General features: G+C 67.3%; 24 protein-coding genes and 1 tRNA gene. 11 read left to right on the forward strand and 14 right to left on the reverse strand.

The annotated features are described in order from the left end of the window. Nucleotides 1-6 precede the first annotated feature (6 nt). Nucleotides 7-918, forward strand: coding sequence for a LysR family transcriptional regulator (locus MHN84_RS05305; RefSeq protein WP_241203593.1), 912 nt, complete (start codon nt 7-9; stop codon nt 916-918). A gap of 12 nt (nt 919-930) precedes the next feature. On the opposite strand, the gene uvrA is transcribed toward MHN84_RS05305, so the two are convergent. Beyond that, on the reverse strand, nt 931-3,834 hold the full coding sequence (gene uvrA, locus MHN84_RS05310) for an excinuclease ABC subunit UvrA (protein ID WP_241203594.1): 2,904 nt from the start codon (nt 3,832-3,834) through the stop codon (nt 931-933). 138 nt (nt 3,835-3,972) lie between these two features. Here uvrA and MHN84_RS05315 point away from each other — a divergent pair, with 138 nt between their 5' ends. Both MHN84_RS05315 and MHN84_RS05320 read left to right on the forward strand, forming a co-directional pair. Next, nucleotides 3,973-4,662: an MBL fold metallo-hydrolase gene (locus MHN84_RS05315; protein WP_241203595.1), complete on the forward strand. Its 690-nt coding sequence runs from the start codon at nt 3,973-3,975 to the stop codon at nt 4,660-4,662. Between the two features lie 35 nt (nt 4,663-4,697). Next, on the forward strand, nt 4,698-5,600 hold the full coding sequence (locus tag MHN84_RS05320) for a fructose bisphosphate aldolase (RefSeq protein ID WP_241203596.1): 903 nt from the start codon (nt 4,698-4,700) through the stop codon (nt 5,598-5,600). 58 nt (nt 5,601-5,658) lie between these two features. Here MHN84_RS05320 and MHN84_RS05325 read toward each other — a convergent pair whose 3' ends face one another. The 8 genes from MHN84_RS05325 to uvrB all read right to left on the reverse strand — a co-directional run bounded on the left by MHN84_RS05325 (nt 5,659) and on the right by uvrB (nt 12,619). Continuing rightward, complete coding sequence (locus MHN84_RS05325; protein WP_241203597.1) at nt 5,659-6,102, reverse strand: universal stress protein; 444 nt, start codon at nt 6,100-6,102, stop codon at nt 5,659-5,661. A 181-nt stretch (nt 6,103-6,283) separates the two neighbouring features. After that, nucleotides 6,284-7,159: a hypothetical protein gene (locus MHN84_RS05330; protein WP_241203598.1), complete on the reverse strand. Its 876-nt coding sequence runs from the start codon at nt 7,157-7,159 to the stop codon at nt 6,284-6,286. A 158-nt stretch (nt 7,160-7,317) separates the two neighbouring features. Continuing rightward, nucleotides 7,318-7,995, reverse strand: a complete 678-nt coding sequence (locus tag MHN84_RS05335) for a cutinase family protein (protein WP_241203599.1) — start codon at nt 7,993-7,995, stop codon at nt 7,318-7,320. Between the two features lie 166 nt (nt 7,996-8,161). Beyond that, nucleotides 8,162-8,482 (reverse strand): multidrug efflux SMR transporter, encoded by a 321-nt coding sequence (locus MHN84_RS05340; RefSeq protein ID WP_241203600.1) that lies wholly within the window; start codon nt 8,480-8,482, stop codon nt 8,162-8,164. Continuing rightward, nucleotides 8,482-8,826 carry a multidrug efflux SMR transporter gene (locus MHN84_RS05345; RefSeq protein WP_241203601.1) on the reverse strand — a complete coding sequence of 115 codons (345 nt, stop codon included), beginning with the start codon at nt 8,824-8,826 and terminating at the stop codon, nt 8,482-8,484. Before MHN84_RS05345 ends, MHN84_RS05340 begins: the two co-directional genes overlap by 1 nt. Before the next feature lie 31 nt (nt 8,827-8,857). Beyond that, nucleotides 8,858-8,928, reverse strand: a tRNA-Cys gene (locus tag MHN84_RS05350). 49 nt (nt 8,929-8,977) lie between these two features. Further along, entirely contained in the window at nt 8,978-10,417 is a 1,440-nt protein-coding gene (locus MHN84_RS05355; protein WP_241203602.1) for an MFS transporter, read from the reverse strand. A gap of 39 nt (nt 10,418-10,456) precedes the next feature. Beyond that, complete coding sequence (uvrB, locus tag MHN84_RS05360; protein WP_241203603.1) at nt 10,457-12,619, reverse strand: excinuclease ABC subunit UvrB; 2,163 nt, start codon at nt 12,617-12,619, stop codon at nt 10,457-10,459. A 66-nt stretch (nt 12,620-12,685) separates the two neighbouring features. Here uvrB and MHN84_RS05365 point away from each other — a divergent pair, with 66 nt between their 5' ends. The 3 genes from MHN84_RS05365 (at nt 12,686) to MHN84_RS05375 (ending at nt 14,584) form a co-directional block, all read left to right on the forward strand. Further along, the gene (locus tag MHN84_RS05365; protein WP_241203854.1) at nt 12,686-13,192 is read left to right on the forward strand and encodes a DUF402 domain-containing protein; all 507 of its coding nucleotides are present in this window, start codon (nt 12,686-12,688) and stop codon (nt 13,190-13,192) included. A gap of 81 nt (nt 13,193-13,273) precedes the next feature. Then, nucleotides 13,274-13,747, forward strand: a complete 474-nt coding sequence (locus MHN84_RS05370) for a hypothetical protein (protein ID WP_241203855.1) — start codon at nt 13,274-13,276, stop codon at nt 13,745-13,747. Between the two features lie 75 nt (nt 13,748-13,822). Next, the gene (locus tag MHN84_RS05375; protein ID WP_241203856.1) at nt 13,823-14,584 is read left to right on the forward strand and encodes a MerR family transcriptional regulator; all 762 of its coding nucleotides are present in this window, start codon (nt 13,823-13,825) and stop codon (nt 14,582-14,584) included. On the opposite strand, the gene coaE is transcribed toward MHN84_RS05375, so the two are convergent. Both coaE and rpsA read right to left on the reverse strand, forming a co-directional pair. Next, on the reverse strand, nt 14,578-15,765 hold the full coding sequence (gene coaE / locus MHN84_RS05380) for a dephospho-CoA kinase (RefSeq protein ID WP_241203604.1): 1,188 nt from the start codon (nt 15,763-15,765) through the stop codon (nt 14,578-14,580). The two genes, MHN84_RS05375 and coaE, sit on opposite strands and share 7 nt — an antisense overlap. An 86-nt stretch (nt 15,766-15,851) precedes the next feature. Continuing rightward, nucleotides 15,852-17,297 carry a 30S ribosomal protein S1 gene (gene rpsA / locus MHN84_RS05385; protein ID WP_241203605.1) on the reverse strand — a complete coding sequence of 482 codons (1,446 nt, stop codon included), beginning with the start codon at nt 17,295-17,297 and terminating at the stop codon, nt 15,852-15,854. 151 nt (nt 17,298-17,448) lie between these two features. On the opposite strand from rpsA, the gene MHN84_RS05390 reads away from it, so the two are divergent. Then, nucleotides 17,449-18,558, forward strand: coding sequence for a PrsW family intramembrane metalloprotease (locus MHN84_RS05390; RefSeq protein WP_241203606.1), 1,110 nt, complete (start codon nt 17,449-17,451; stop codon nt 18,556-18,558). Between the two features lie 27 nt (nt 18,559-18,585). Continuing rightward, nucleotides 18,586-19,218, forward strand: coding sequence for a trimeric intracellular cation channel family protein (locus MHN84_RS05395; RefSeq protein WP_241203607.1), 633 nt, complete (start codon nt 18,586-18,588; stop codon nt 19,216-19,218). 3 nt (nt 19,219-19,221) lie between these two features. Here MHN84_RS05395 and MHN84_RS05400 read toward each other — a convergent pair whose 3' ends face one another. Both MHN84_RS05400 and polA read right to left on the reverse strand, forming a co-directional pair. After that, the gene (locus MHN84_RS05400) at nt 19,222-20,028 is read right to left on the reverse strand and encodes an acyl-CoA thioesterase II (RefSeq protein WP_241203608.1); all 807 of its coding nucleotides are present in this window, start codon (nt 20,026-20,028) and stop codon (nt 19,222-19,224) included. A 54-nt stretch (nt 20,029-20,082) separates the two neighbouring features. Continuing rightward, nucleotides 20,083-22,743, reverse strand: coding sequence for a DNA polymerase I (gene polA / locus MHN84_RS05405; RefSeq protein ID WP_241203857.1), 2,661 nt, complete (start codon nt 22,741-22,743; stop codon nt 20,083-20,085). A gap of 170 nt (nt 22,744-22,913) precedes the next feature. On the opposite strand from polA, the gene MHN84_RS05410 reads away from it, so the two are divergent. Together MHN84_RS05410 and MHN84_RS05415 are read left to right on the forward strand one after the other, a co-directional pair. Then, nucleotides 22,914-23,711, forward strand: a complete 798-nt coding sequence (locus tag MHN84_RS05410; RefSeq protein WP_241203609.1) for an alpha/beta hydrolase — start codon at nt 22,914-22,916, stop codon at nt 23,709-23,711. Beyond that, on the forward strand, nt 23,708-24,289 hold the full coding sequence (locus MHN84_RS05415; RefSeq protein WP_241203610.1) for a TetR/AcrR family transcriptional regulator: 582 nt from the start codon (nt 23,708-23,710) through the stop codon (nt 24,287-24,289). The genes MHN84_RS05410 and MHN84_RS05415 overlap by 4 nt, the downstream gene beginning before the upstream one ends. Here MHN84_RS05415 and MHN84_RS05420 read toward each other — a convergent pair. Continuing rightward, nucleotides 24,267-25,154 (reverse strand): LysR substrate-binding domain-containing protein, encoded by an 888-nt coding sequence (locus MHN84_RS05420; RefSeq protein ID WP_241203611.1) that lies wholly within the window; start codon nt 25,152-25,154, stop codon nt 24,267-24,269. The two genes, MHN84_RS05415 and MHN84_RS05420, sit on opposite strands and share 23 nt — an antisense overlap. 70 nt (nt 25,155-25,224) lie before the next feature. On the opposite strand from MHN84_RS05420, the gene MHN84_RS05425 reads away from it, so the two are divergent. After that, the gene (locus MHN84_RS05425) at nt 25,225-25,899 is read left to right on the forward strand and encodes an alpha/beta fold hydrolase (RefSeq protein ID WP_241203612.1); all 675 of its coding nucleotides are present in this window, start codon (nt 25,225-25,227) and stop codon (nt 25,897-25,899) included. Nucleotides 25,900-25,935: the final 36 nt, after the last annotated feature.

Raw genomic sequence — 25,935 nt, forward strand, 5'->3', positions numbered from 1 at the left:
CATCTGATGAATCTGTCTGGGGTGGACCTCAACCTCCTCGTCGTCCTGCACGCCGTCCTCGAGGAACGCAGCGTCACCCGGGCTGCTGCACGTCTACACCTGACCCAACCCGCGGTGTCGAACGCGCTGGCGCGTCTGCGGATTCTGCTGAGAGATCCGCTCGTGGTGCGCGCCGGACGGGGCCTGAGCCCCACTCCCGCCGCGTTGGCCGTGCAGCCTCGCCTCGACGAGGCCCTTCGCCTCGTCGAGGCGATCGTGCAGGGCCTCGACGCGTTCGATCTGTCCACGACGACCCGCGAGTGGGTCATCGCATTCGCCGATCTGTACGCCCCCCTGCTGCTGCCCGGGCTCGACCGACGACTCGAACAGCACGCACCCCGGTCGCGGGTCCGGGTGCAGGCCCTGGACCGCATCAGCGTCGCCGACGCGCTGGCGAGCGGCGACATCGACGTGTACGTGGGCATCCCCACGACCAGACCGGCGGCGTGGCACTCAGAACCTGCATTCGTCGACGAGATGGTCGGCATCATCGCCGCACATCACGCCGACGCCGGCTCTGCGATGTCACTCGCACGGTTCGTCGAGCTGCCCCACGCCCACGTCCACATCAGCGCCGGGCGCGGCCGTGAAGTCGACGACGCCCTGGCCCATGCCGGCCTTACCCGCCGCATCCGGCTGACCGTGCCGCACTACAGCGCCCTGTTTCCCGTCGTCGAGAACGGCAACTGCATCGCGGTGACTCCTCGGCGCTTGGCCGAATACCACGCTCGCACAACGGGAATCACGCTGTTCGAGGTTCCCCTGGAGCTTCCGACCTACGACGTCAAGGTGTTCTGGCACTCTCGGGCGGCCAATGACCCTGGCATCGCAGCGTTTCGGGGCATCCTGCGAGACGTCTTCGACGCAACGTCCGGATGATTCAGCCGACCGTCAGGCGCTGACCTTCCTGCGTGAGCGTGCTTTGGGTTTCGGCCGCGCCACCCCGAGGGTCTCGGCGAGGAAGTGACCGGTGTAGCTGTCCGGGTTGACCGCCACGTCTTCCGGAGTGCCCGTGGCCACCACGGTGCCACCGCCGGAACCGCCTTCGGGCCCCATGTCCACGATCCAGTCCGAGTTCTTGATGACATCGAGGTTGTGCTCGATGACGATGACCGTATTGCCCTTGTCCACAAGGCCGTTGATGACGGTCAGCAGCTTACGGATGTCCTCGAAGTGCAAACCCGTGGTGGGCTCGTCGAGGATGTAGATGGTCCGGCCGGTGGAGCGCTTCTGCAGCTCCGATGCCAGCTTCACGCGCTGGGCCTCGCCACCTGAGAGCGTCGGCGCGGGCTGCCCGAGCCGCACGTAGCCCAAGCCGACGTCGACCAGCGTCTTGAGGTAGCGGTGGATCGAGCTGATCGGCGCGAAGAACTCCGCCGCCTCCTCGATCGACATGTCGAGCACCTCGGCGATGGTCTTGCCCTTGTAGTGCACCTCGAGCGTTTCACGGTTGTACCGTGCGCCCTGGCACACCTCGCACGGCACGTACACGTCGGGCAGGAAGTTCATCTCGATCTTGATCGTGCCGTCGCCCGAACAGGCTTCGCAGCGGCCGCCTTTGACGTTGAACGAGAACCGGCCGGGCTGGTATCCGCGCACCTTCGCCTCCGTCGTCGCGGCGAACAGCGTGCGGATCTTGTCGAACACACCGGTGTAGGTGGCCGGGTTCGACCGCGGCGTGCGCCCGATCGGTGACTGGTCCACTCGCACCAGTTTGTCGAGATGGTCCAAGCCGTTGACGCGGGTGTGCCGCCCGGGCACCAGGCGTGCGCCGTTGAGCTTGTTGGCCAACACCGACGCCAGGATGTCGTTGACGAGGGTGGATTTGCCCGAGCCGGACACGCCCGTCACCGACGTCAGCACACCGAGCGGAAACGCGACGTCGATCTCACGCAAGTTGTGCTCGCGGGCCCCGACGACGGTCAGCTGCCGCTTCTTGTCGGGCACCCGGCGCATCTCGGGGACCTCGATCTCCTCTTTGCCCGACAGGTAGGCGCCGGTGATCGACTCCGGGTTGTTCAGCAGATCCTGATAGGTACCGCTGTGCACGATCTGACCGCCGTGCTCACCGGCCGCCGGTCCGATGTCGACGACCCAGTCCGCGTGGGCGATGGTGTCGAGGTCGTGCTCGACGACGATCAACGTGTTACCCAGGTCGCGCAGCCGCACCAGTGTGTCGATCAGGCGACGGTTGTCGCGCTGGTGCAGACCGATCGACGGCTCGTCGAGGACGTAGAGCACGCCCACCAGACCCGATCCGATCTGCGTGGCCAGCCGGATGCGTTGCGCCTCGCCACCGGACAGTGTGCCGGCGGCGCGGGACAGCGACAGATAGTCCAGGCCGACGTCGAGCAGGAAACCGAGGCGGGACTGGATCTCCTTGAGCACCTGCCCGGCGATCGCCGCCTCGCGGGTGCCGAGGGTGAGCGCGTTGAGGAACGCCGCGCAGTCGGCGATCGAGAGCTCCGAGACCTCGGCGATCGACTTGGCGCCATACTCGCCGGCCGTCATCGTCACGGCCAGGATCTCGGGCTTGAGCCGAGTGCCGTGGCATTCGGGGCACGGCACGTCACGCATGAAGCCCTCGAGGCGCTCCTTCATCTGCTCGGAGTCGGTCTGCTCCATGCGACGCTGCAGAAACGCCATCACGCCTTCGAAGTCGGCGTAGTAGGACCGGGTGCGGCCGTAGCGGTTCTTGTAGCGGACGTGCACCTGCTCGTCGCAGCCCTCGAGAATCGCCTTGCGCGCCTTGGCCGGCAACTTCTTCCACGGGGTGTTCACGTCGAAGCCGAGCTGGTCACCCAGGCCGGCGAGCATGCGGGTGAAGTACTCGGCGGTGTGTCCCATCGACCACGGCGCGATCGCACCCTCGGCCAGTGTCAGATCGGGATCGGGCACCACCAGGTCGGGGTCGACCTCCTTGCGGATGCCGAGCCCGGTGCACTCGGGGCAGGCGCCGTACGGCGAGTTGAACGAGAACGACCGCGGTTCGAGATCGTCGACGGCCAGCGCGTGACCGTTGGGACAGGCCAGCTTCTCGGAGAACCGCTGCTCGCGGTGGGGATGGTCGTCTTCGCGGTCGACGAACTCGAGCACCACGATGCCGTCGGCGAGGTTGAGCGCGGTCTCGACCGAATCGGTGAGCCGTTGCTTGGCCGACGCCTTGACTGTGAGGCGGTCGACGACCACCTCGATGTCGTGCTTCTCCTGCTTCTTGAGCTTCGGCGGATCCGTGAGCGGATGCACCACGCCGTCGACGCGAACACGGCTGTAGCCCTGGGTGTTCAGCTTGTCGAACAGGTCCACGAACTCGCCCTTACGGGTGCGCACGACCGGCGCGAGGACCTGGAACCGCAACCCCTCGTCCATCGCGAGGACCTGGTCGACGATCTGCTGCGGCGTCTGCCTCGCGATCCGCTCCCCGCAGACGGGGCAGTGCGGGGTGCCGGCGCGCGCGTAGAGCAGACGCAGGTAGTCGTAGACCTCGGTGATGGTGCCCACCGTCGAGCGCGGGTTGCGGTTGGTGGACTTCTGATCGATCGAGACGGCCGGCGAGAGGCCCTCGATGAAGTCGACATCGGGCTTGTCCATCTGGCCCAGGAACTGCCGGGCGTAGGCCGACAACGACTCCACGTAGCGCCGCTGGCCCTCGGCGAAGATCGTGTCGAACGCCAGCGACGACTTGCCGGACCCCGACAGCCCGGTGAACACGATCATCGCGTCGCGCGGCAGGTCCAGATCGACGCCACGCAGATTGTGCTCCCGGGCACCTTTGACAACTAGGCGGTCAGCCACGATGTCCTTTCCCTCCGAGAAGGAGATGTGCCCGATGCGTCCTGGCAGACGCAGTACAGGCCCATGCTAAGTCGACCCACCGACAGCTTTCACCCGCGGTGGCGGCCAGGGCCGCGCAGCGAAGTAACGTGGGTCACCATGACCGTCGTCGACGACAACTACACCGGCCACGTCGAGCCGCACACCGCGGCGCGGCGCACTCTGCCCGGCGCGTCCATCGTCAAAGCCTCGGTGGGTCCCATGGACAACAACGCGTACCTGGTGACCTGTTCCCACACCGGCGAGACGCTACTCATCGACGCCGCCAACGACGCCGAGATCCTGCGTGACCTGATCGCCGATCATGCGCCGACCCTCTCGTTGATCGTCACCACCCACCAACACCAGGACCACTGGATGGCGCTCGCGGACGTGGCCGACGCCACCGGTGTGCCCACCGCCGCGCACCGGCTCGACGCCGATCCGTTGCCGATCACCCCCCAACGCCTGCTCGCCGACGGCGATCGCATCGACGTCGGAGACCTGCATCTCGACGTCATTCACCTGCGGGGCCACACGCCCGGATCGGTGGCGCTGGCGTTGCGCGGCGCCGACACCGGAGAGGATGGCGAGGACCGGGTGCACCTGTTCACCGGGGACTGCCTGTTTCCCGGTGGGGTCGGCAAGACCTGGAAGGAAGGGGACTTCGAACAGCTGCTGGGTGATGTGACCAGTCGCGTGTTCGACGTCTTCGCAGATTCGACCGTCGTGTATCCAGGACACGGCGACGACACCACCCTCGGAGCCGAACGTCCACACCTGGACGAGTGGCGCGAACGCGGTTGGTGACCGCGTTCGATGTCGAGGGCCATCAGGAAGGGAACATGAACACCACCGATCAGTTCAACCCCGAACAGTTCAGCAAGGTGCAGCGTGGCGCCGGCTTCATCGCCGCCCTGGATCAGAGCGGCGGCAGCACGCCCAAGGCGCTGAAGCTGTACGGCATCGACGAGGACGCCTACTCCGGCGATGCGCAGATGTTCGACCTCGTGCACCAGATGCGGACCCGCATCATCACCAGCCCGAGCTTCGCCGGCGATCGGATTCTGGGCGCGATCCTGTTCGAGGACACGATGGATCGCGAGGTCGACGGCCGACCGACGGCCGATTACCTGTGGAACGTCAAGAACGTCGTACCGTTCCTGAAGGTGGACAAGGGCCTGGCCGACGAGCAGGACGGCGCGCAGGTCATGAAGCCCATCCCCGGACTCGACGACCTGCTTGCTCGCGCACGCGACAAGGGCGTCTTCGGGACGAAGATGCGTTCGGTCATCAAGGCGCCCGGCGCCGGTCTGCAGTCCGTCGTCGACCAGCAGTTCGAGGTCGGCAAGCAGATCCTCGCTGCAGGCCTGCTACCGATCATCGAGCCCGAGGTCGACATCCACAGCCCGCAGAAGGCCGAGGCCGAGGACCAGCTGAAGGCCGCGCTGTCGGCGAGCCTGGACGCGCTCGACGAGGGACAGACCGTGATGCTCAAGCTGACACTGCCCAGCGTCGACAACCTGTACCGCGAACTGGTCGACCACCCGAAGGTGGTGCGCGTGGTCGCGCTGTCCGGCGGGTACGACCGCGACGAGGCCTGCGACAAGCTCGCCGCCAACCACGGCGTGATCGCGAGCTTCTCGCGCGCCTTGACAGAGGGATTGACCGCTCAGCAGAGCGACGATGAGTTCAACGCGACGCTGGACGCGGCGATCACCGCGATCGCCAAGGCGTCAGCGACCTGAACCCGCCGACGCAAAAACCCTGGGCCGGTGCTCCGGCCCAGGGTTTTTTGCTCGAGCGTCAGGACGTGTGGACGATCAACACGTCGGATTTGGCCCGGCGGGCGACGTTGGCCGGAACGGACCCGAGCAGTCGGCCGGCGATGGTGCTGAGGCCGACGTTGCCGACCACCAGCAGGTCGGCGCCGACCTGCTCGACGAGTTCGACGAGGGCGTCGACCGGGGCACCGACGACGGCCTTCTCTTCGATGTCCTGTGCGCCAGCAGCTTTCGCCCGGTCGCGCGCCTCACGCAGGATCGCGTAGATCGGGGCGTTGCCGGACATCTTGTAGCCCTCGTCCTTGAGCAGGTCCGCCGCGCGCTGATCTTCGCCCTGCGGGAAGTACGCCGTCGAGACGATCAGTTTGGCGCCCGCGCCGGCTGCGATCTGGCCGGCACGATCCACCGCGCGCAACGACGAGTCCGAACCGTCCGTGCCGACCACCACGGTTTGGTAGGCGCTCATTCATATCCTCCCGATGTGAGTTGCTGCTCTGCCATTCCCAGGCCAATCGTGACAGTAACCCGGTATCCGGCGAACATGGGTGCGAATCACGACACCCGTGCGCCATTTGCCCAGGATCGGCGTGCCGCCCGCTGGCAACGTCACGCTGAGGGTGGCGGGGTGACGCGTCCGACACGACCGCTCACCAGGCGGTGCCTTCACACACCAGATCCTGCGGGATCGGGAGGCCACCGGGGAAGACGGGCAGAGGGGCGGCCGTGTCGGCCGCCGGCACGGTCACCGGAACCACGGGCGCTGCCGCCGGCACTGCCACCGGGACGACGGGAACGGCGGGGCCGGGCAACGGCGCTGCAACGTCCGCGGCATGCAGGACGGGCGCCGCCGTGACGTCATCCACCGTAGCTGCAGCTGACAGCGGCGTCGCCTCGGCCGGCGGCACTTCTGCGGGTGCCGGCGCCGGGGGAAGCGACACGGGCGCCGACTCCGCGGCGACAGGCTCCGCCGGTGCCACGTCGGGCGATGGAGCCTGCGGCACAGGCATTTCCGCCGGGACGGCAGGCGGCGCCGCGGGAGGGGGTGCCACCGGCCCGTCGGGTACGGGGGCAGCCGCTTGCACCACCGGTGCGACGGGAGGCCCGACAGCGGGGGCGTCGGGGACGACAATCGGTACGGGCGGCAGGGCCGGCGGCACTGCGGCCGGCACGACGGCGGTGGCCTGCTCGACGGCGGTGGCCTGCTCGACGATCTGATCGACGGGTGCGGGCGCGGGCCCGGGAGCAGCCGCTGCGGCGAGACCATGCGGCACCTCACCGACAGGCGCCTCGGAAACCCCCTCGGGGACAACGGTTTCGGGGACCACATTGGTGAGCGCGTTGGTGGCGGTTTCGAGAACGTCCGCCACCGGTGGCGGCTCGGCCGCCAACTGCTGGAGCAGGTCCAGGCACGGCACTCCCGGGCTGGGCTGTGCGGCCGCGACGGCGATCGATCCTACGAGCTGGGTCAGTGCAAGTACGGCCAGCACTGCCCTAGTCGGGACTCGGGTCATCTTGCCTGGCATGACCTTCCTGCATTCTCGACGACCCCCCGCCGAAAAGAAACTAGCGCCCCGACTCCCCATGGGCTGACCGGGTTACCGAACAGTGACGCTGTAGCGCCCATTCGGTGACCGCACCGGCGCACGTGAGTGAAATATGTTGACGGTCACTGCAATTGATGTCAGCTGGCGATTCCGGTCACGCGCCGCGCAGCGAACGCCGCCGCCTCGTCGATCATGCCGTTCCAGATGTACGAATAGTGAGCGAACATGTCGAACCCTTTGGAGCAGTAGGGATCGTTGTTCGCACACAGGTCGATGGTCCTGTTGCCGTAGAGCGGACTCAGCGTGGTCAACGGGCCGAGATTGGCGTAGTCGCGGGAAGGGTTACCGAAGACCGCGATCGCCGAGACGTGGTCGACCATCGCGTCGGGCAGCGGCGAGGGCGTGAAGAACCACAGCTTCTTCTTGCCGATGGTGATGAGATCGATCACCCCGGCGCCCTGGGAGATTCCGCCGAGCACGATCTTGGTCGTGGGACACATGCCGGCGATGTACTGCACATGTTTGTTGGCGTCGACAGCGCCCTCGGAGGTCGATTTCGAGAAATCCCAGCTGGCGGAGTAGTCGACCGCGTAGGCCTCGATCTTCTTGGCGCTCAACTTCTTCTGCAGTGCTTTGACGAACAGCGTGCCCACCGGCCCGAAGCCCGGCTTGTCGCTGGTGCCCCGCGCGAACACCACTTCGACGTCCGGGCAGGAGGCCGCCGCAGCGATCGGTGCGCGAACGGTGATGGCGCACAGCGCGAGCGCGCTGGTGACCGCGATTCCGATCGCACGGGCTGCCTGGCGAGTGCTCACGCGAACACGGTGGCACAGTTTCAGCAAACATTGCCAGCTCGGCGACTCAATGGTGATCGTTACGTTGCCGAACTGTGTTTCGACGACGCTATAAACCGTTGCGACGTGCCGTTATTCGCCGGCGGACTTTTCGCTCAGCGGATACGTTCTTACGCACACGTCGAAGTCAATGGGCGGCGCCGAGCTCGACGAGCAGCACGCCAGCCACGATCAACGCCATCCCGGCGAGCATCGTGCGGGTGAGCGGTTCTCGGAAAAGGATGCGCGAAGCGGCGGCCGTCAGCGCCACTCCCGCTGCAGCCCAGATGCCGTAGGCGATGCCGAGCGGCATTCCGCGCTGCAACGACGCGGAGAGCAAGGTGAAGGCGACGACGTAGCCGACGATCACGACGCCGTAGAAGGCGCGACGCCCGCCGGCGGCCACCCGCAACGCCAGGGTGCCGGTGACCTCGGAAACGATGGCCGCCGTCAGCAGGACGTATTGCACTAGGGTTCACCGGCCGGAGTGTCGTCGATGTGACGCGAACCCATCTCCACCAGCAGCACACCGCCGATGATGAAGGCCATGCCGATACCCATCACCACGGTGAACGCCTCACCGAAGACGACCGACGACAGGATCGCGGTGAGCGCCACGCCGATCGCACCCCAGATGCCGTAGGCGACGCCGAGTCCCATACCGCGCTTGAGGACGAGTGCGAGGAACACGAACGAGGCGAGGTATCCACCGACCACGACGACGTAGAGCCCGGGGGTGCTGACGGCCGCTTTCAGCGACAACGTCGCGGCGACCTCACTGACGATGGCGCAGAGCAGGAGAAGCCACGTCATGAGGTCTCAAGGTACCCGGACACTTCGTGCGAGCGGATGACGGGATTCGAACCCGTGTAAACGGCTTTGCAGGCCGGTGCCTAGCCACTCAGCCACACCCGCACTGCCCGCCACTCTGCCTGCCCGCGCCCGCGTCAGCCCAGGCTTGAACTCACCGTGATCCTTGACCCGGCACGGGGCGGCCGCTGCGGATCGCCGCGACGACCGCCGACGCTGCCAGCGCCGCGAACACCGCGAACAACCAGTGCGCTGCGGTCGCGTCGCCTCGGTCGGAGACGTTGACCACCACGCCGGCCAGCGCCGCCCCGAACGCCCCGCAGATCACCTGCACGGTGTTGATGGCCGCCGCGGCCGCGGGCCCTTCGGCGGGGTCGCGCACCTTGCACATCGCCCACGCCGACAGATGCGGCCACGCCATGCCGATCCCCGAACCGGTGATCACCAGAGACAGCGCCCACGCCGCGACGAAAGCCGCGGATGCGTCCTGCCGCTGCGTCAGCGCACCGACCGTCAGACCCACCGCCATCATCAGCGGCGCCACCGCCACCACCCGCACGATCACCGCCGGCCTGCTCACCGACGCGCTGGTGATCTCCCCCGCCGTCCACCCCACCGCCAGGCCGGCGCCGAGAAAACCCGCGGCGAGCGGGGCGAGATGCGCGAGCCGCTGCGCGAACAACGGCACGTACATGTCCACCATGGTCGCGGCCATCAACGTGCCCAGCGTCAGGTAGATCCACTTGAGCGGCCCCGGAATGAAAGCGCTCGGCGGCAACACCGCGGCGCGAGCCCGGCGGTCGAGGATCACGAACACCGGGATCAGCGCGAGACCGGCCGCCACCAGCCCCGCGGTGGCTCGCACGTCATGCGGGACCCCGGCCGACGACACCAGCAGAGCGGCCGCGCCGAGGAGTACCAACGACCGGACCGGAACCCCGACTCGCGTCGGCGCTGCCGCATCGTCGGCCCGGCGACCGGGCAACGCCACCGGCACCAACACCGACATCGCGGTCGTCATCACCACGAGCACTCCGAAAGCCCAACGCCACGAACCGAACTGAGCGAACAACCCGCCGGCCGCCGGTCCGATCAGGGTGCCGACACCCCACATGGCGGACACCAGGGCGGAGGCTTTGGTCCACAGTCTGGCGGGCAGCGCTGTGTTGATGACGGCGTATCCGAGCCCGGCCAACATGCCGCCGGCCGCACCCTGCACGGCCCGGCCGACGAGTAGCAGCTCCATCGTGGGGGCCAGCGCGCACGCCAGGCTGCCGACGCCGAACATGCTCAGCCCGAACAGATATGACCGACGCGGTCCCCACCGCATCAGGACCGCGTGCACCGTGGTCGCAGCCACCACCGATCCGACCAGATACACCGTGGTGACCCAGGCGTAGAGCCGTTGACCGCCGATGTCGGCGACCGCGCTGGGCATCAGGCTGATCGTGAGGAACTCATTGGTCGCATACAACGCCACGCCCCCGGCGAGCACGGTCGAGGCGCCCAGATACCGCGGCCCGAGAAGATCACGCCACGTACCCGCGTTCTGATGGCCGGCCGCGACCCTGTCAGCGTCGTCGATGTCAGTCACGCCGTAGACCGTAAGACCTCAACAGCGCTTGAGATCAAGCTATTTCAGCCCGGCGGCGTCCATGCCGCGCAGTTCCTTCTTGAGGTCCTGGATCTCGTCGCGGATGCGGGCGGCCAGCTCGAATTGGAGATCGCGCGCCGCGGCCATCATCTGTGCGGTCAGATCCTTGATCAGATCGGCCAATTCGGCCCGCGGCATGTTGGCCGTGTCGCGGCCCTCGAAGACACCGGCGCTCACCGCCCGGCCGGGCTCGCCTTGCGCGCGCCGGCCGCGGGAGGCGTTGCGGCCCGAGCCGCCCACCTCCACCGCGGCGTCGGTGTCGTCGGCCTCTCGGTACACCTGATCGAGGATGTCGGCGATCTTCTTGCGCAGTGGTTGCGGATCGATGCCGTGCTCGGTGTTGTAGGCGATCTGTTTGGCCCGGCGCCGCTCTGTCTCGTCGATCGCCTCTTTCATCGAGTCGGTGATCTTGTCCGCGTACATGTGGACCTCGCCGGACACGTTGCGCGCCGCCCGACCGATCGTCTGGATGAGGCTGCGCGGTGAGCGCAGGAACCCCTCTTTGTCGGCGTCCAGGATCGCCACCAGCGACACCTCGGGCAGGTCCAGGCCCTCGCGAAGCAGGTTGATGCCGACGAGCACGTCGTACTCCCCCAGCCGCAGCTGGCGTAACAGCTCGACCCGGCGCAGCGTGTCGACCTCGGAATGCAGGTACCGCACCCGGATGCCCATCTCCAGCAGGTAGTCCGTCAGATCCTCGGCCATCTTCTTGGTCAGCGTGGTGACCAGCGTCCGCTCGTCGCGTTCGGTGCGCTTGCGGATCTCCCCGATCAAGTCGTCGATCTGACCCTTCGTCGGTTTGACGATCACCTGTGGGTCCACCAGACCGGTCGGCCGGATGACCTGCTCGACGAACTCGCCGGCGGTCTGAGCGAGCTCGTACGGCCCCGGCGTCGCGGACAGGTATACCGTCTGACCGATGCGGTCGGCGAATTCCTCCCAGGTGAGCGGCCGGTTGTCGACCGCGGACGGCAGCCGGAAGCCGAACTCCACCAAGTTGCGCTTACGTGACATGTCGCCCTCGTACATGCCGCCGATCTGCGGCACGGTCACGTGGGACTCGTCGATGACGAGGAGGAAATCCTCCGGGAAGTAGTCGAGCAGCGTCGCCGGAGCCGAACCTGCGGGCCGCCCGTCGATGTGGCGTGAATAGTTCTCGATGCCCGAACAGAACCCGACCTGACGCATCATCTCGACGTCGTAATTGGTGCGCATCCGCAGCCGCTGCGCCTCGAGCAGCTTGCCCTGACCTTCGAGCTCGGCCAGCCGCTCCTCGAGCTCGGCCTCGATGGTGGAGATGGCCTGGGCCATCCGCTCGGGCCCCGCGACGTAGTGGGTGGCCGGGAAGATCCGCAGCGAGTCGACCTTGCGGATGATGTCCCCGGTCAGCGGGTGCAGGTAGTAGAGCTCCTCGACCTCGTCGCCGAAGAACTCGATGCGCACCGCGAGTTCCTCGTAGGACGGGATGATCTCGACGGTGTCGCCGCGGACGCGGAACGTCCCGCGGGTGAACGACATGTCGTTGCGGGTGTACTGGACGTCGACGAGCAGCCGCAGCAGCGCATCGCGAGGCACCTCGTCGCCGACCTTCAACTCGACCGAGCGGTCCATGTACGACTGCGGCGTGCCCAAGCCGTAGATACAGGACACCGACGCCACCACCACGACGTCCCGCCGGGACAGCAGGCTCGACGTGGCCGAGTGCCGCAGCCGCTCGACGTCGTCGTTGATCGAGCTGTCCTTCTCGATGTACGTGTCGGTCTGCGCGATGTACGCCTCGGGTTGGTAATAGTCGTAGTACGAGACGAAGTACTCGACGGCGTTGTGCGGCAACATCTCTCGCAGTTCGTTTGCGAGCTGGGCGGCCAGCGTCTTGTTCGGCGCCATCACCAGGGTGGGCCGCTGCAGACGCTCGATCAGCCATGCGGTGGTCGCCGACTTGCCGGTACCGGTGGCGCCGAGGAGGACGACGTCGCGCTCGCCGGCTCGGATGCGCCGCTCCAACGCCTCGATTGCCGCCGGCTGGTCACCCGCGGGCTCGTACTCGCTGACCACCTCGAAACGGCCGCCCGCACGCACCACCTGATCGACAGGGCGGTACTCCGAATGAGCGAGTACCGGGTGTTCAGTCGCGAAAGCCATGTTCACCAGGGTAGAACTCGGCACCGACAACTTCTCTTCCCCGGGCGGGCGCCTATCCTTGTCGGCATCCACCCACCCAAACGCGAGACCTTCGACCTCGTCGCCCGCACCAACACAGACCCCAAGGGCATCGTGCGCGATGTCGACGTCTTCGCCGTACACCCCTGGGGTCTGTACATGGCCAGGCCCACCCCCGGGCGGGCCCAGTTCGGCTATCTCGAATCGTGGCTGTTGCCGGCCCTGAATCTGCGGGTCACGGTCTTCCACTTCCACCCCGGCCACGAGCGGAACCAGGACTTCTACCTCGACGTCGGCGTCTACACGCCCGGCCCGCAGCTCTGGAGCGGTGAAGACCACTACCTCGACCTGGTGCTGCGCACGAGCCGCGGGGTGGAGGTGACCGACGTCGACGAGCTGGTCTGCGCGGTCCGCGACGGCCTGCTCGGCGCCGACGACGCCGAGCGGGCGGTCCACACCGCGGTGCACACCGTCGAGGCCCTGGCCCGCCACGAGTACGACCTCGATCGGTGGCTGGCAACCGTCGGCATCACGCTGACGTGGCGCGGAGCATAGACTCTCGACGTGAGTTCGAGCAGACGGACGCGGGGCGCCGGGGTGATGGCGGGTGCCGCGATCTTCGCGGCGGGCGCGCTGATGGTTCCGGCCGGCAGCCCCATCGCCGCAGCCGACCCCACCCCGAGCGCCGAGGCGCCCGCGCCGCCGGTCCAGCACAACGTGCTCTACCGTGCACGCGCCGACGGCACCTCCCGCGGTGCCGTGGTCGCCTACAAGCAGGACGATCAGAACGTCAACAGTGCGCAACCGACCATGCTGCCGGGGCAGACGTTCGAGGTGAACACCGTGCTCACCGACCCCAAACTGGCCGGCATGCAGATCTCGATCCAGTGGCCGTACGGCTCGAATCTGCACTGCGAGATCCTCGTCGACGACCAGATCGTGGCGCAGGCGGACCAGTTCATCGCGCCGCGGTTCTTCCGCGTCAAAGACGATCCGCTCTACGGCACGTTGCAGTGCGGCGCCCCGCTGGACATCCCGGTCGCCGGCGAGCCGGTGCCTCAGACCGACCCCGCGGCCCCCGCCGAACCCGCACCACCGCCGGCCACCTGAGGACTTGACCCTCACGCACCGTGAGGCGCCAGCCTGGTCGACGTGACGCAGGAGATGGGCACGCAGGAGATGGGGGTGGAAGAACTCACCGTCGGTGAGGTCGCGCAGCGATTCGGTATCACCGTCCGGACGCTGCACCACTACGACGACATCGGGCTGCTGACCCCGAGACGACGGAACACCTCGGGCTACCGCGTGTACACGCCGACCGATCTGACGCGGCTGTCCCAGATCATCGTGTACCGCCGGCTCGATTTGCCCCTCGACGAGATCGCGCAGCTCCTGGACGACGGTGACCACGTCAGCCACCTGATCCGTCAACGCGAACGCGTCATGTCCCGCCTCGACGAGATGAAGGACCTCGTCGAGGCCATCGATCAAGCATTGGAGAAAGCCATGGCCGACACCCCCATGACCGACGACGACATGCGCGAACTGTTCGGGGACGGTTTCGACGACTACCAGGCCGAGGCCGAGCAGAAGTTCGGCGAATCCGAGCAGTGGCAGGAATCGCAGCGACGGACGAAGGCGTACGGCAAGGCGGAGTGGATCCGAATCAAAGCCGAGGGCGAGGCGGTGGAAAAAGCGCTGTCCGACGCCTATCGCGCCGGGCTACCCGCCGACTCCGACACGGCGATGGATGCGGCCGAGCAGCACCGGCTGCACGTCAACAGGTGGTTCTACGACTGCCCGCCCTCGATGCACCGCACCCTCGGCGACATGTACGTCAGCGATCCGCGCTATGTCGCCCGGTACGACGATTCGTTCGGTCTACCGGGTTTCGCGACGTACTGCCGCGAGGCGATCCACGCCAATGCGGAACGGTCCGGTCACTGAGACGGGCGCCAGCCTGACGCCTCGGCCCACGCCCATGCGCGGCGGTACGCCTCAGCGAACCACGGTTGCTTCGCGTAGTCGCCGGCGGTCGTTTGTCCCTGCGCGGCGGCGCTACGGGTGAGCTCCAGATACTCGGCGCGCGCTGCGGGCTCGGCCGTCAGCCAGTCGACGAACAGCAGCGCGAACCGCTGGCCGGGCCAGCCGTCGACCCGCACGTGCACGTTGGTCGGGCGGCCGGGGTCGGCCGAGCAGTAAAGCCGCTTGCCCCACTGGCCGTCGACGCCGGGCTGTGCGGTGTCCTGGGCGATGTCCTCGGTGATCGCCGTGCGGACATAGCCGGCGCCCAGCAGCGCGTCGGCGAGGTCGTCGGCGACGTCCAGCGACGCGACGGTGACCTGCACGTCGATGACGTCCTCGGCGTCCAGACCGGGCACTGCCGTCGGACCGATGTGGTCCACCCTCGAGGCGTGATGACCGCACGCGGTGCGCAGTCTCGCCAGAATCCGTCGCGCTTGGGCCGGCCACTCGGGATCGGAGGCGACCAGTCGTGGCTCCGCCGCGGCGGGCCGGCCTCGGCGGAGATTGTCCGCGAACGGGTGGATGCGTTCGTGCCACAGCGCGCGGGCCGCGCCGACCAGTTCGTCGGCGGTACCGGAATTGTCGAGCCAGACATCGGCGACGGCGCGGCGGTCGGCCTCGGTGGCCTGTGCCGCGATACGCGCTCGGGCGTCCTCTTCGGTGAAACCGCGATGCTCGATCAATCGCTGGACTCGAAGCTCCTCGTCGGCATGGACGATGATCACCAGCGGGAACAACGGCGCCATCTGCGATTCAACGAGCAATGGGATGTCCTCGATGATCACCGCGTCGTCCGATGCGGCCGCTATCAGCTCTGAACGCCGTTGTCCCACAAGCGGATGCACAACACCGTTCAGCGTCTTGCGCTTGGCCTCGTCGCTGAACGCGATCGCGGCCAGAGCCGGTCGGTTCAACGAGCCGTCCTCGGCGAGGATGCCCTCCCCGAACGCCTCGACCAGTTTGGCAAGCCCCTCGGTACCTGGCTCCACCACCTCCCGGGCGATGACGTCGCCGTCGACGACGATGGCGCCGAGCTCGTCGAACGTCGCCGACACCGTCGACTTGCCCGCCCCGATTCCTCCGGTCAATCCGATACGCAGCACGCCCGACAGTCTGTCAGGCAGCCGATGAGTGCAGACGACGAAGGCCCCGACTCTTTCCGAGCCGGGGCCTTCGATCGTGAACTGACTTACGCGTTACCCGCGAGCTTTTCGCGCAGCGCGGCGAGCTGGGCATCGCTGGCCAGCGACCCGCCGGTCGACTCCTCCGAGCGGCTGTTCGACGACGATGAGGTCGGACGAGCCGCTTCCTCCGCCTCGGCCGCGGCGAACTTCTCCATCTGCGCGGTGTGCATCTTGTAGCGACGCTCCGCCTCGGCGTAGCGGGCCTCCCACTCGTCCCGCTGCTTGTCGAAGCCTTCGAGCCATTCGTTGGTCTCGGCGTCGAAGCCCTCCGGGAAGATGTAGTTGCCCTGGTCGTCGTAGCTGTCGGCCATGCCGTACTTCCAGGCCTCGAACTCTTCGCTGTTGTAGTCCTCGTTGGCCTGCTTGAGGCTCAGCGAGATCCGGCGCCGCTCCAGGTCGATGTCGATGACCTTGACCATGGCGTCGTCGCCGACCTGGACCACCTGGTCCGGCACTTCGACGTGACGCTCGGAGAGCTCGGAGATGTGCACCAGACCCTCGATGCCCTCCTCGACCCGGACGAACGCACCGAAGGGCACCAGCTTGGTGACCTTGCCCGGCACGATCTGGCCGATGGCGTGGGTGCGGGCGAAGTGGCGCCACGGATCTTCCTGAGTCGCCTTGAGCGACAACGACACCCGCTCGCGATCCATGTCGACGTCGAGCACCTCGACGGTGACCTCGTCGCCGACCTGGACGACCTCGGACGGGTGGTCGATGTGCTTCCAGGACAGCTCGGAGACGTGCACCAGGCCGTCGACACCGCCGAGATCGACGAACGCGCCGAAGTTGACGATGGAGGACACGACACCCTTGCGGATGGCGCCCTTGGTGAGCTGGTTGAGGAATTCGCTGCGCACCTCGGACTGGGTCTGCTCCAGCCAGGCGCGGCGGCTGAGCACCACGTTGTTGCGGTTCTTGTCGAGCTCGATGATCTTGGCCTCGATCTCCTTGCCGATGTACGGCTGCAGATCGCGGACGCGACGCATCTCCACCAACGACGCGGGCAGGAAGCCGCGCAGGCCGATGTCGAGGATCAGGCCGCCCTTGACGACCTCGATGACGGTGCCCTTGACGGCCTCGTCCTTCTCCTTGAGCTCTTCGATGGTGCCCCAGGCCCGCTCGTACTGAGCGCGCTTCTTGGACAGGATGAGGCGACCTTCTTTGTCCTCCTTGGTGAGGACCAGCGCTTCGACCTCGTCGCCGACGGACACAACCTCATTGGGGTCGACGTCGTGCTTGATCGAGAGTTCGCGGGAAGGGATGACACCTTCGGTCTTGTAGCCGATGTCGAGTAGGACCTCGTCGCGGTCCACCTTGACGATGGTCCCTTCGACGATGTCGCCATCGTTGAAGTATTTGATGGTCTTGTCGATGGCGGCGAGGAAATCCTCCGCGGAGCCGATGTCGTTGAGGGCTACTTGCGGAGACGTGACGGAGGGACTTGGCATGTGGTGGGTTGCTCCGGACAGGTTCAATCGTAGGGACAAGAAGTGTTTTGTTGATCGCACCCGCGAATAGAACGCACAGGTACTTGTCAAGGCTACTCGACGCGGTACACGCAGGACAAACCCGCCCCGTGCAGCGGCTACTGTGCTGGGCGTGACACGCGTTCGCCGGGTCGGCGCGCCCCTGGGTCTGCTGATCGCACTCGGCACCGTCGCCGGCCTCATCGTGATTCTGCTCACCGCCGTCAACCCGGTCGGCACCTCGATCGGTTTCGTGCTCTCCAGCATCGCGATGACCGTGGTGGTGCTGTCCTATCTCTGGTTGGACCGGTGGGAGCCGGAACCGCCCCGGCTGCTCGTCTTCGCTTTTCTGTGGGGCACTTCGGCGGCGGTCGTCATCTCCGCGGTCCTGCAGATCCTCCTCGAGGCCTGGGTTCATCCCGCGGGCTCGAGCGACGTCAGTCCGCTGACCCTGGTGGTGGGCGCACCCGTGACCGAGGAAGCCGCCAAGGGTGTGTTCCTGCTGCTGATGATGACCGGCGTCCGGCGTAACGAGCTGAACTCGCTGACCGACTGCCTGGTCTATGCGGGTCTGGTGGGAGCCGGTTTCGCGTGGCTCGAGGACATCCTCTACATCGCCAACGGCGAGTCGGTGGCCGAGTCGCTGGTGACCGCGGCCCTGCGGCTGATCATGTCGCCCTTCGCCCATTCCCTGTTCACCACGATGACGGCCATCGGGGTGTGGTACGCACTGCACCGCCGCTCGACCGCGGGCAGAGCCGGCGCCCTCCTGCTCGGCTACGCGGGCGCGGTCCTGCTGCATGCGATGTGGAACGGGTCGTCTCTGTTGGGGGCGGGCGCCTACTTCGCGGTCTACGCGCTGTGGATGGTGCCCGTGTTCGCGCTGGCGATCACACTGGCGGTGCGCAGCCGGCGCCGTGAGCAACACGTGGTGGCGGGCACGCTGCCCGGCATGGTGGCCGCCGGCTTGATCAGCCCCAACGAGGCGACCTGGCTGGGGTCGCTGAAGACGCGCAAGCTCGCCGTCGACACGGCACACCGCTTCGGCGGCAAGCCCGCCGCGACCTCGATACGGCAGTTCGCCCATCGAGTCGTCGAGCTGGCGTTCGTGCGCGACCGGATCGACCGGGGCTTCGGCGATCCGCGCGTCATCGCGCTGCTGCACGAGGAGACCTACGCGCTGTACGCGGCACGCGCCACGTCACCGGCGCTACAGCACATGGCCGGCTTCCGGGCGTACTGACGGCCCGCGGGCCGCCATACTCGGCTGGTGATCCAGCACATCCTCAACTACCTCGGCATCGCGGCCGCCGCGGCATCCGGTGCCGTCCTCGGGGTCCGTAAGGGGTTCGACGTGTTCGGGATCGCGGCGATGGCGGTGCTGACCGGCGTCGGCGGCGGAGTGTTGCGTGACGTCCTGCTCGACATCGATCCCCCGCAGTCCCTGCAGCGCTGGCCGGATGTCACCGTGTGCCTGGCCGCGGCCGCCCTGGCCACGCTGTTCGCGCGAACGGTCATCAGGCTTCATCATCCGGTGGCGATGCTCGACGCCGTCGGGATGGGGTTCTTCGCCACCTCGGGTGCCGCGCTGGCCGTCGACCACGGCGCCAGCTGGTTCGCCGCGGCGCTGCTGGGCATGGTGTCGGCACTGGCCGGCACGATCATCCGCGATGTCACGGCCCGCGACGTGCCCGTCGTGATGGGTCCCGACGACATGTACGCGGTTCCCGCGATGCTCGGCTCGGTGATCTACGTCGTCATCGACTACTTCGGCCCGCAGTGGATCGGCGTCGCCGTCGGCACGCTGGTGGCGACGCTACTCCGCCTGGCGGCCATCACGTTCCACTGGCGGCTGCCTACCGGGCCGCGCGAGCTGATCGTGCGCGGACATCCGCCGTCGTAGTCGCTACGTCTTGAAGTAGACGATCTGATGCGTAGTGGCCAGAAGGGTGCCTGAGCGGCTCCAGATCTCTGCGGACTGATCGAAATAGCCGCCGGAGAAGCGGTTCGCCGATGCGCAGCCGAGTACGAATCCGTCTCCCGCGGAGGCGAGTTCCGTGCCGGTGGCGTGGAAGTAGGTGGTCAGCGAGATCGTGCCTGCCGGCGTGGGCGCGCCCAGCCGCAGGTAGACGCGCGGATAAAAGATGTCGCTGGCGGCAGTGAGCGCGGCGAAATCAAGGGGGCGTCCGTGTCGGTCGCGGGCCCACAGCATGGTGGTCGACGAGTCGGCGGGCGCCGCCCCCTTGGCCGGGACTGCGCCGTCGATGAAGCGCATGTCGTAGTTGCGGGCCCAAGCGATCATGGGCGGCAGCCCCCGTTCTGGCAGATCCTCGGGCGCGGGAACGCTCGGCATGGGTTTTTCGGTATCCGACCACGTATCGCGGCGTCGACCGAACACCGCTGTCGCCGTTGTGGTGATCGTGCCGTCCTGTGCCAGGTCGACGAACCAGTGTTGATTGCTCCGGTTGGTGCGCACGCAGCGGGCGGTGATGTCGAACTCTCCGTCGGCGATGGGCGCCGCGAAATTCACGGTGAGCGCCAGCGGCTCACCGTTGCATTCCGGCTGCAGTTCGACCGCGCGCAACAGCAGGGCAGCCGTCATGCCACCGAACGGACCGACCATGTTCGCCCAGTCGGAGGTGGTCCTTCCGCGAAAGACGCCGGCGTCGCCGGGTTGCAGCTCAATAGCCTCGTCGAACGGGTGCTCGGCCATGTGCGCGCCTCCTGCTCAAGCCCAATTATGTAGGCTTGCATATATAGCAGACGCTCAGTGCGCCGCGGCGTCCCAGCTGCGGCCATAGCCGACAGAGACCTCCAGCGGTACGTCGAGCGGATAGGCCGTGCCCATGTGCTCGCGCACCAACGCCTCCAAGGCCTCGCGCTCGCCGTCGGCGACCTCGAAGAGCAGCTCGTCGTGCACCTGCAGCAACATGCGTGAGCTCAGACCGGCATCGGCGATCGCGCGGTCGGTATTGATCATCGCGACCTTGATGATGTCGGCGGCACTGCCCTGGATCGGGGCGTTCAACGCTGCGCGCTCAGCAGCTTCACGGACGTTGCGGTTGCTGCTGTCGAGTTCGGGCAGGTAACGCCTGCGACCGAACACCGTCGAGGTGTAGCCGTCCTTACGCGCCTGGTCGACCACATCGCGCAGGTAGTCGCGGATCCCGCCGAAGCGGGCGAAGTACTGGTCCATCTGGACCTTCGCCTCCTCGGTGGAGATCTTGAGCTGCGCGGACAGGCCGTATGCGCTCAACCCATAGGCCAGGCCGTAGGACATCGCCTTCACCCGGCGCCGCAGTTCCGCCGTCACCTCGTCGATCGGCACGTCGAACGCCCGCGACGCCACGAACGAGTGCAGATCCTCGCCGGTGTTGAACGCCTCGATCAGCCCCTCGTCGCGGGACAGGTGCGCCATGATGCGCATCTCGATCTGGCTGTAGTCGGCTGTCATCAGCTCGCTGTAGCCACCACCAACCACGAACGCGTCGCGGATGCGGCGGCCCGCTTCCGTGCGGATCGGGATGTTCTGCAGATTCGGCTCGGTCGAGGACAACCGGCCGGTGGCCGCGATCGTCTGGTTGAACGTCGTATGAATTCGACCGTCTTCAGCCACCGAGTTCAGCAACCCGTCGACGGTGACCTTGAGCCGGGTGGCGTCGCGGTGTGCCAGCAGATGCTGCAGGAACGGGTGGCCGGTCTTGTCGAAAAGGCCCTGCAGCGCGTCGGCGTCAGTGGTGTAGCCGGTCTTGGTCCGCTTGGTCTTCGGCATCTCCAACTCGTCGAACAGCACCACCTGCAGCTGCTTGGGCGAACCCAGGTTGATCTGCTTGCCGATCACCGCGTACGCCGCCTCGGCCGCGTCGCGGATCTGTCCGGCGAACTCGCTCTGCAACTCGGCGAGCATCTCGAGATCGACTGCGATACCTGCAGTTTCAAGGTCGGCCAGCACCCGCTGCACGGGCAGCTCCATGTTGCCCAGCAGCTCCGAGGAGTCGATGCGGGCCAGTTCCTCGTCGAGCGCGACGGCGAGATCCATCACCGCGCTGGCGCGCAGCAGCAGGGTCTGCACCGCCTGATCGTCGACGCCGTCGCTGTCGTCGAGCAACGAGAGTTGTTGCTGCTCGGCATTATCGGCTCGCAACTCGCGCTTGAGATACCGCAGGGAGAGATCGTCGAGTGTGAAGCTGCGCTGCCCGGGCCGCACCAGGTAGGCCGCCAGGGCCGTGTCCGAGGTGACGCCGGCGAGCGTCCATCCCCTGCCCTGGAGATCATGGATGGCGAGCTTGGCCTCGTGCAGGGCCTTCGGCTGCGCAGGATCGGCGAGCCACGCGGCCAGCGCGGGCTCGTCCTCGGGACTCAGTGTCGAGGTGTCGATGTAGCGGCCGTCGCCATCCGGTGCGACCAGTGCGAGCGCTGTCGCATCACTGGCGAAGGCCAGATGGTTGCCGACCACCGCGACACCAAAGCGCCCGCCGTCGGCGCGCTCGGCCAGCCAGCCCGCCAGTGTGCCGGGCGCCAAGGCCTCGCCGCGCACCTCGAAACCCTCCTCGACTTCCGGGTCGGCCGAAGCGAGGGTGTCGAACAGCCGGTCACGCAGCACCCGGAACTCCAGGTCGTCGAACAGGCGGTGGATCTGGTCCCGGTTCCACGGCTGCATCCGCAGCGTGTCCGGGGTCTGCGCCAACGGCACGTCTTTCACCAGATCGGTCAGTTCACGGTTGAGCACGACGCTGGACAGGTGCGCGCGCAGCGCGTCCCCGACCTTGCCCTTGACCTTGTCGACGTTGTCCACCAGCGACTGCAGCGAGCCGTACTCGGCGATCCACTTGGTCGCGGTCTTCTCCCCCACACCCGGGATGCCGGGCAGATTGTCGCTCGGGTCACCGCGCAGGGCCGCGAAATCGGGGTACTGCGCCGGGGTGAGACCGTACTTCTCCTGCACGGCATCGGGGGTGAACCGCGTCAGCTCGCTGACGCCCTTGCGCGGGTAGAGCACGGTCACGTCGTTGCTGACCAGTTGCAGTGAATCGCGATCCCCCGTGACGACGAGGACCCGGTAGCCCTCGTTCTCGGCCTGGGTGGCCAGCGTGGCGATGATGTCGTCGGCCTCGAATCCCGGCTCGGCGAGCACCGTGATGCCGAGCGCCCCGAGCACCTCCTTGGTGATGTCGATCTGGCCGCGGAACTCGTCCGGGGTGGCCGACCGGCCCTCCTTGTACTCCGGGTACTTCTCTTTGCGGAACGTCTGGCGCGACACGTCGAACGCGGCGGCGATGTGGCTGGGCTGCTCGTCACGCAGCAGGTTGATCAGCATGGCGGTGAAGCCGTACACCGCGTTGGTGGTGAGACCGCCCTGGGTCTTGAAGTTCTCGGCGGGCAGGGCATAGAACGCGCGGAAGGCCAGCGAGTTGCCGTCCAGCAGCATCAGGGTCTGTTTCTGATCGGTCACCGATGCGGTCTTGGCTGGGCTCACGGCCTTCACTCTAAGCACCGCGACCGACACGACGACCGGCGGGAATGAACGCGGGGTCGGCACCGTTTCACCGAGCGTCCATTCTTATATAACATCGTTCTATAACGAGCAGGAGCACCGCCATGACGAACATCGTCTTCATCCACGGCCTGTGGGTCGCCCACACCGCATGGCAACCCTGGATCGACTACGTCGCCGAACACGGTCATCAGGGCATCGCCCCGGCGTGGCCCGGCGAGCTGCCGACGGTCGAGGAGACCCGGCAGAACCCGGCGGCACAAGCCGGATTCGGTATCGACGAGCTGACCGCCCACTACGCACGCATCCTCGACGAGTTCGACACTCCGCCCGTGGTGATCGGGCACTCGTTCGGTGGGTTGATCGCACAGCGGCTGCTCGGGGAGAACAAGGCGGCCGCCGCCATCGCCATCGACCCCGCCCCGATCAAGGGCGTGACGGGACTGCCGTTCACACAGCTGCGCTCGGCGTTCCCGGTGCTGGGCAACCCGCTCAATCGCGGGCGCGCCAAGGCCCTGACGCGGGCGCAGTGGCGGTACGGCTTCGGCAACGCGGTGAGCCAGGAAGAATCCGACGCATTGTGGGAGCAGTGGTCGATCCCCTCCCCGGGCAAGCCGCTGTTCGAGGCGGCCGGCGCCAACCTGCACCGCCGCTCGCCGGCGGCGGTCGACACCGCGAATGCGGAGCGCGGACCGCTGTTGATCACCGCCGGATCAGACGATCACACCGTGCCGCGCGCGACCGCCGAGGCAGCCCACCGGCTGTACCGCAGCGATGCCGTCACCGACTTCCACCCGTTCGAGGGGCGCGGTCACTCGCTGACCATCGACCACGGCTGGCGTGACGTCGCCGACGAGACGCTCGCCTGGCTCGCCCGCCGAGGCGTCACCGAGGCGGCGTGACAGTGCCCCGGCGTCGCACCGCCAGCGAGCAGGTCTCGGCCGCGCTACTCAGCGCGGCCGAGACGGTGTTGGACCGCGACGGTGCCGCCGCGGTGACGGTGCGATCCGTCGCCCAAGAGGCCGGAGTGGCGCCGATGGGCGTCTACAACCGATTCACCAACAAGGACGGGTTGCTCGCCGCCCTGGCCCTGCGCGCGTTCGACGGCCTCGCCGCTGCCATCGAGGTCGACACGTCCGGCACACCGGCCGACCGACTGCGCCGTTCCGCAAAGGGCTACCGCCGGTTCGCGATCTCTCACCCCGCGCGCTACGCCTTGATCTTCGCGGCAGGCTCACCGGCCGCCGACCCCGCCTCGCCGGTGACCGCGCGGGGTCGAGAGGTGTTCGGCACCCTCGTCGACCTGGTTGCGGCGCTTGCACTGGGGCCGGGCCTCGACCCGCGGGAAGCCGCCCAGGCCGTGTGGAACGCGCAGCACGGCGCTGTCACGCTGGAAGTCGCCGGGCTTGTCCAGACACCCGATGCGACTGCGGCTTTCGCGCGGACCATCGACCTCGTCATCCGCGGCCTGCAGGCCTGAGCCGGCGCAGCGCCAGGGCGCAGAACGCGTGTGCCGCCGGACCGGCCGCCTCCCTGCGCCACGCCCACACCAACCGTCCGCGCAGCGTCGGAGTCAGCCGAAGAGCGTGTAGACCAGCGTCACCGCGCGCCATCGACCGGGGCAGGATCGCCACACCCAATCCTCGGCGCGCCAAGTCGGCCAACTCGAGCGGATTGGTCGCCTCGAAGCCGATCCGCGGTCGCAAACCCTGTGCAGCGCAGGCCTCGTCGAGACGGGACCGCAGCCCGGTGCCCTCGGGGAGGGCTATCAGCGTCTGCCCACACAGTTCCGGCAGCGTCAGGGTCTTGCGGTGACGCAGCGGATGCTCCGGAGCGACTGCCGGCTCGATGATCTCGTCGGTGATGACCGCACAGTCGAGGCCCACAGGGACGGCGTCGGCGGGGATCGACACGATCGCGACATCGAGGCGGCCATCAGCGAGCTTGTCGAGCAGGGCGTCGGAATTGTCGGTGAGCAGCGTGAGCTCCACCTGGGGATGGTCGCGGTGGAAGTCGGCCATCAGCGCGGCGATGTCGACCGGATGCAGCGTCACCGTGCCGATCGCGACGGAACCGCGGACCATGTGGGCGACCTCGTCGACCGCGTGCTGCGCTGCTCGGACCGCGGCCAGAGCCGCTCTGGCATGCGGCAGCAGCGCCGAGCCGGCCTCGGTCAGTCGCACCTCGCGATTCGACCGGTTCAGCAGCTGCTGGCCGACCATCCGTTCCAGGCGACGGATCTGGGCGCTGACGGCGGGCTGCGCCACCCGCTCGCGCTGCGCGGCCCGGGTGAAGCTGCCTTCCTCCACGACCGCGACCAGATATTCGAGCTGACGAAGCTCCATAACGATCGATTATAGGAAGAAGAATGAATATGTATTGGACGTATAGCCGTCTGCGGTTCACCGTGGAGACATGACCACGTACGTTCTCGTTCCTGGAATGTGCCACGGCGCCTGGTGTTTCGACGATCTAGCCGGGGCGTTGCAGACCGCCGGCCACCACGTCGTCGCCGTCACCCTGAGCGGCGTCGCAGAACGCGCCCATGTGTTGCACGGTGGGGTGAACCTCGACACGCACATCGTCGACGTCCTCGCCGCCATTGACAACGCCTGTGCCACAGAGGATCTCGTCCTGCTCGGACACAGTTACGGCGGGATGGTGATCACCGGCGTGGCCGATCGGATCGCTGCACGGGTGGACTCGCTCGTGTTCGTCGACGCGGTGGTGCCTCGCGACGGCGAATCCTGTTGGGATCTGGTCAACGATGACGAGCGGCGCTGGTACCTCGGGGTGGACGAGACAGGTTTCGGCGTACCGCCGCTGCCGTTCTTCGACCAGCGGGCCACCTCGCATCCGCTAGCCTCGGTGCTGCAGCCGCTCCGGGTGCGCGGCGACCTCGCCCGCTTCCGGCAGCGCACCTATGTCTACGCGCGGGACTGGCCCGGCGAATCCCCGCTGCAGCGCTCCTACGACCGCGTCCGTACGGACGCGACCTGGGTCACCCACGAGCTCGATGGCAAACACAACCTGATGCGGGACACCCCCGACGAGCTGCGCGACATCGTGCTTGCCGCAAGCGCCCCATAGCCGGGGCCAGAGCAGACTGGAACACGTTTCAGTTTT

Origin of the sequence: Mycobacterium sp. PSTR-4-N (assembly GCF_022348085.1) — a bacterium.
In the GTDB taxonomy this organism is placed as follows: domain Bacteria; phylum Actinomycetota; class Actinomycetes; order Mycobacteriales; family Mycobacteriaceae; genus Mycobacterium.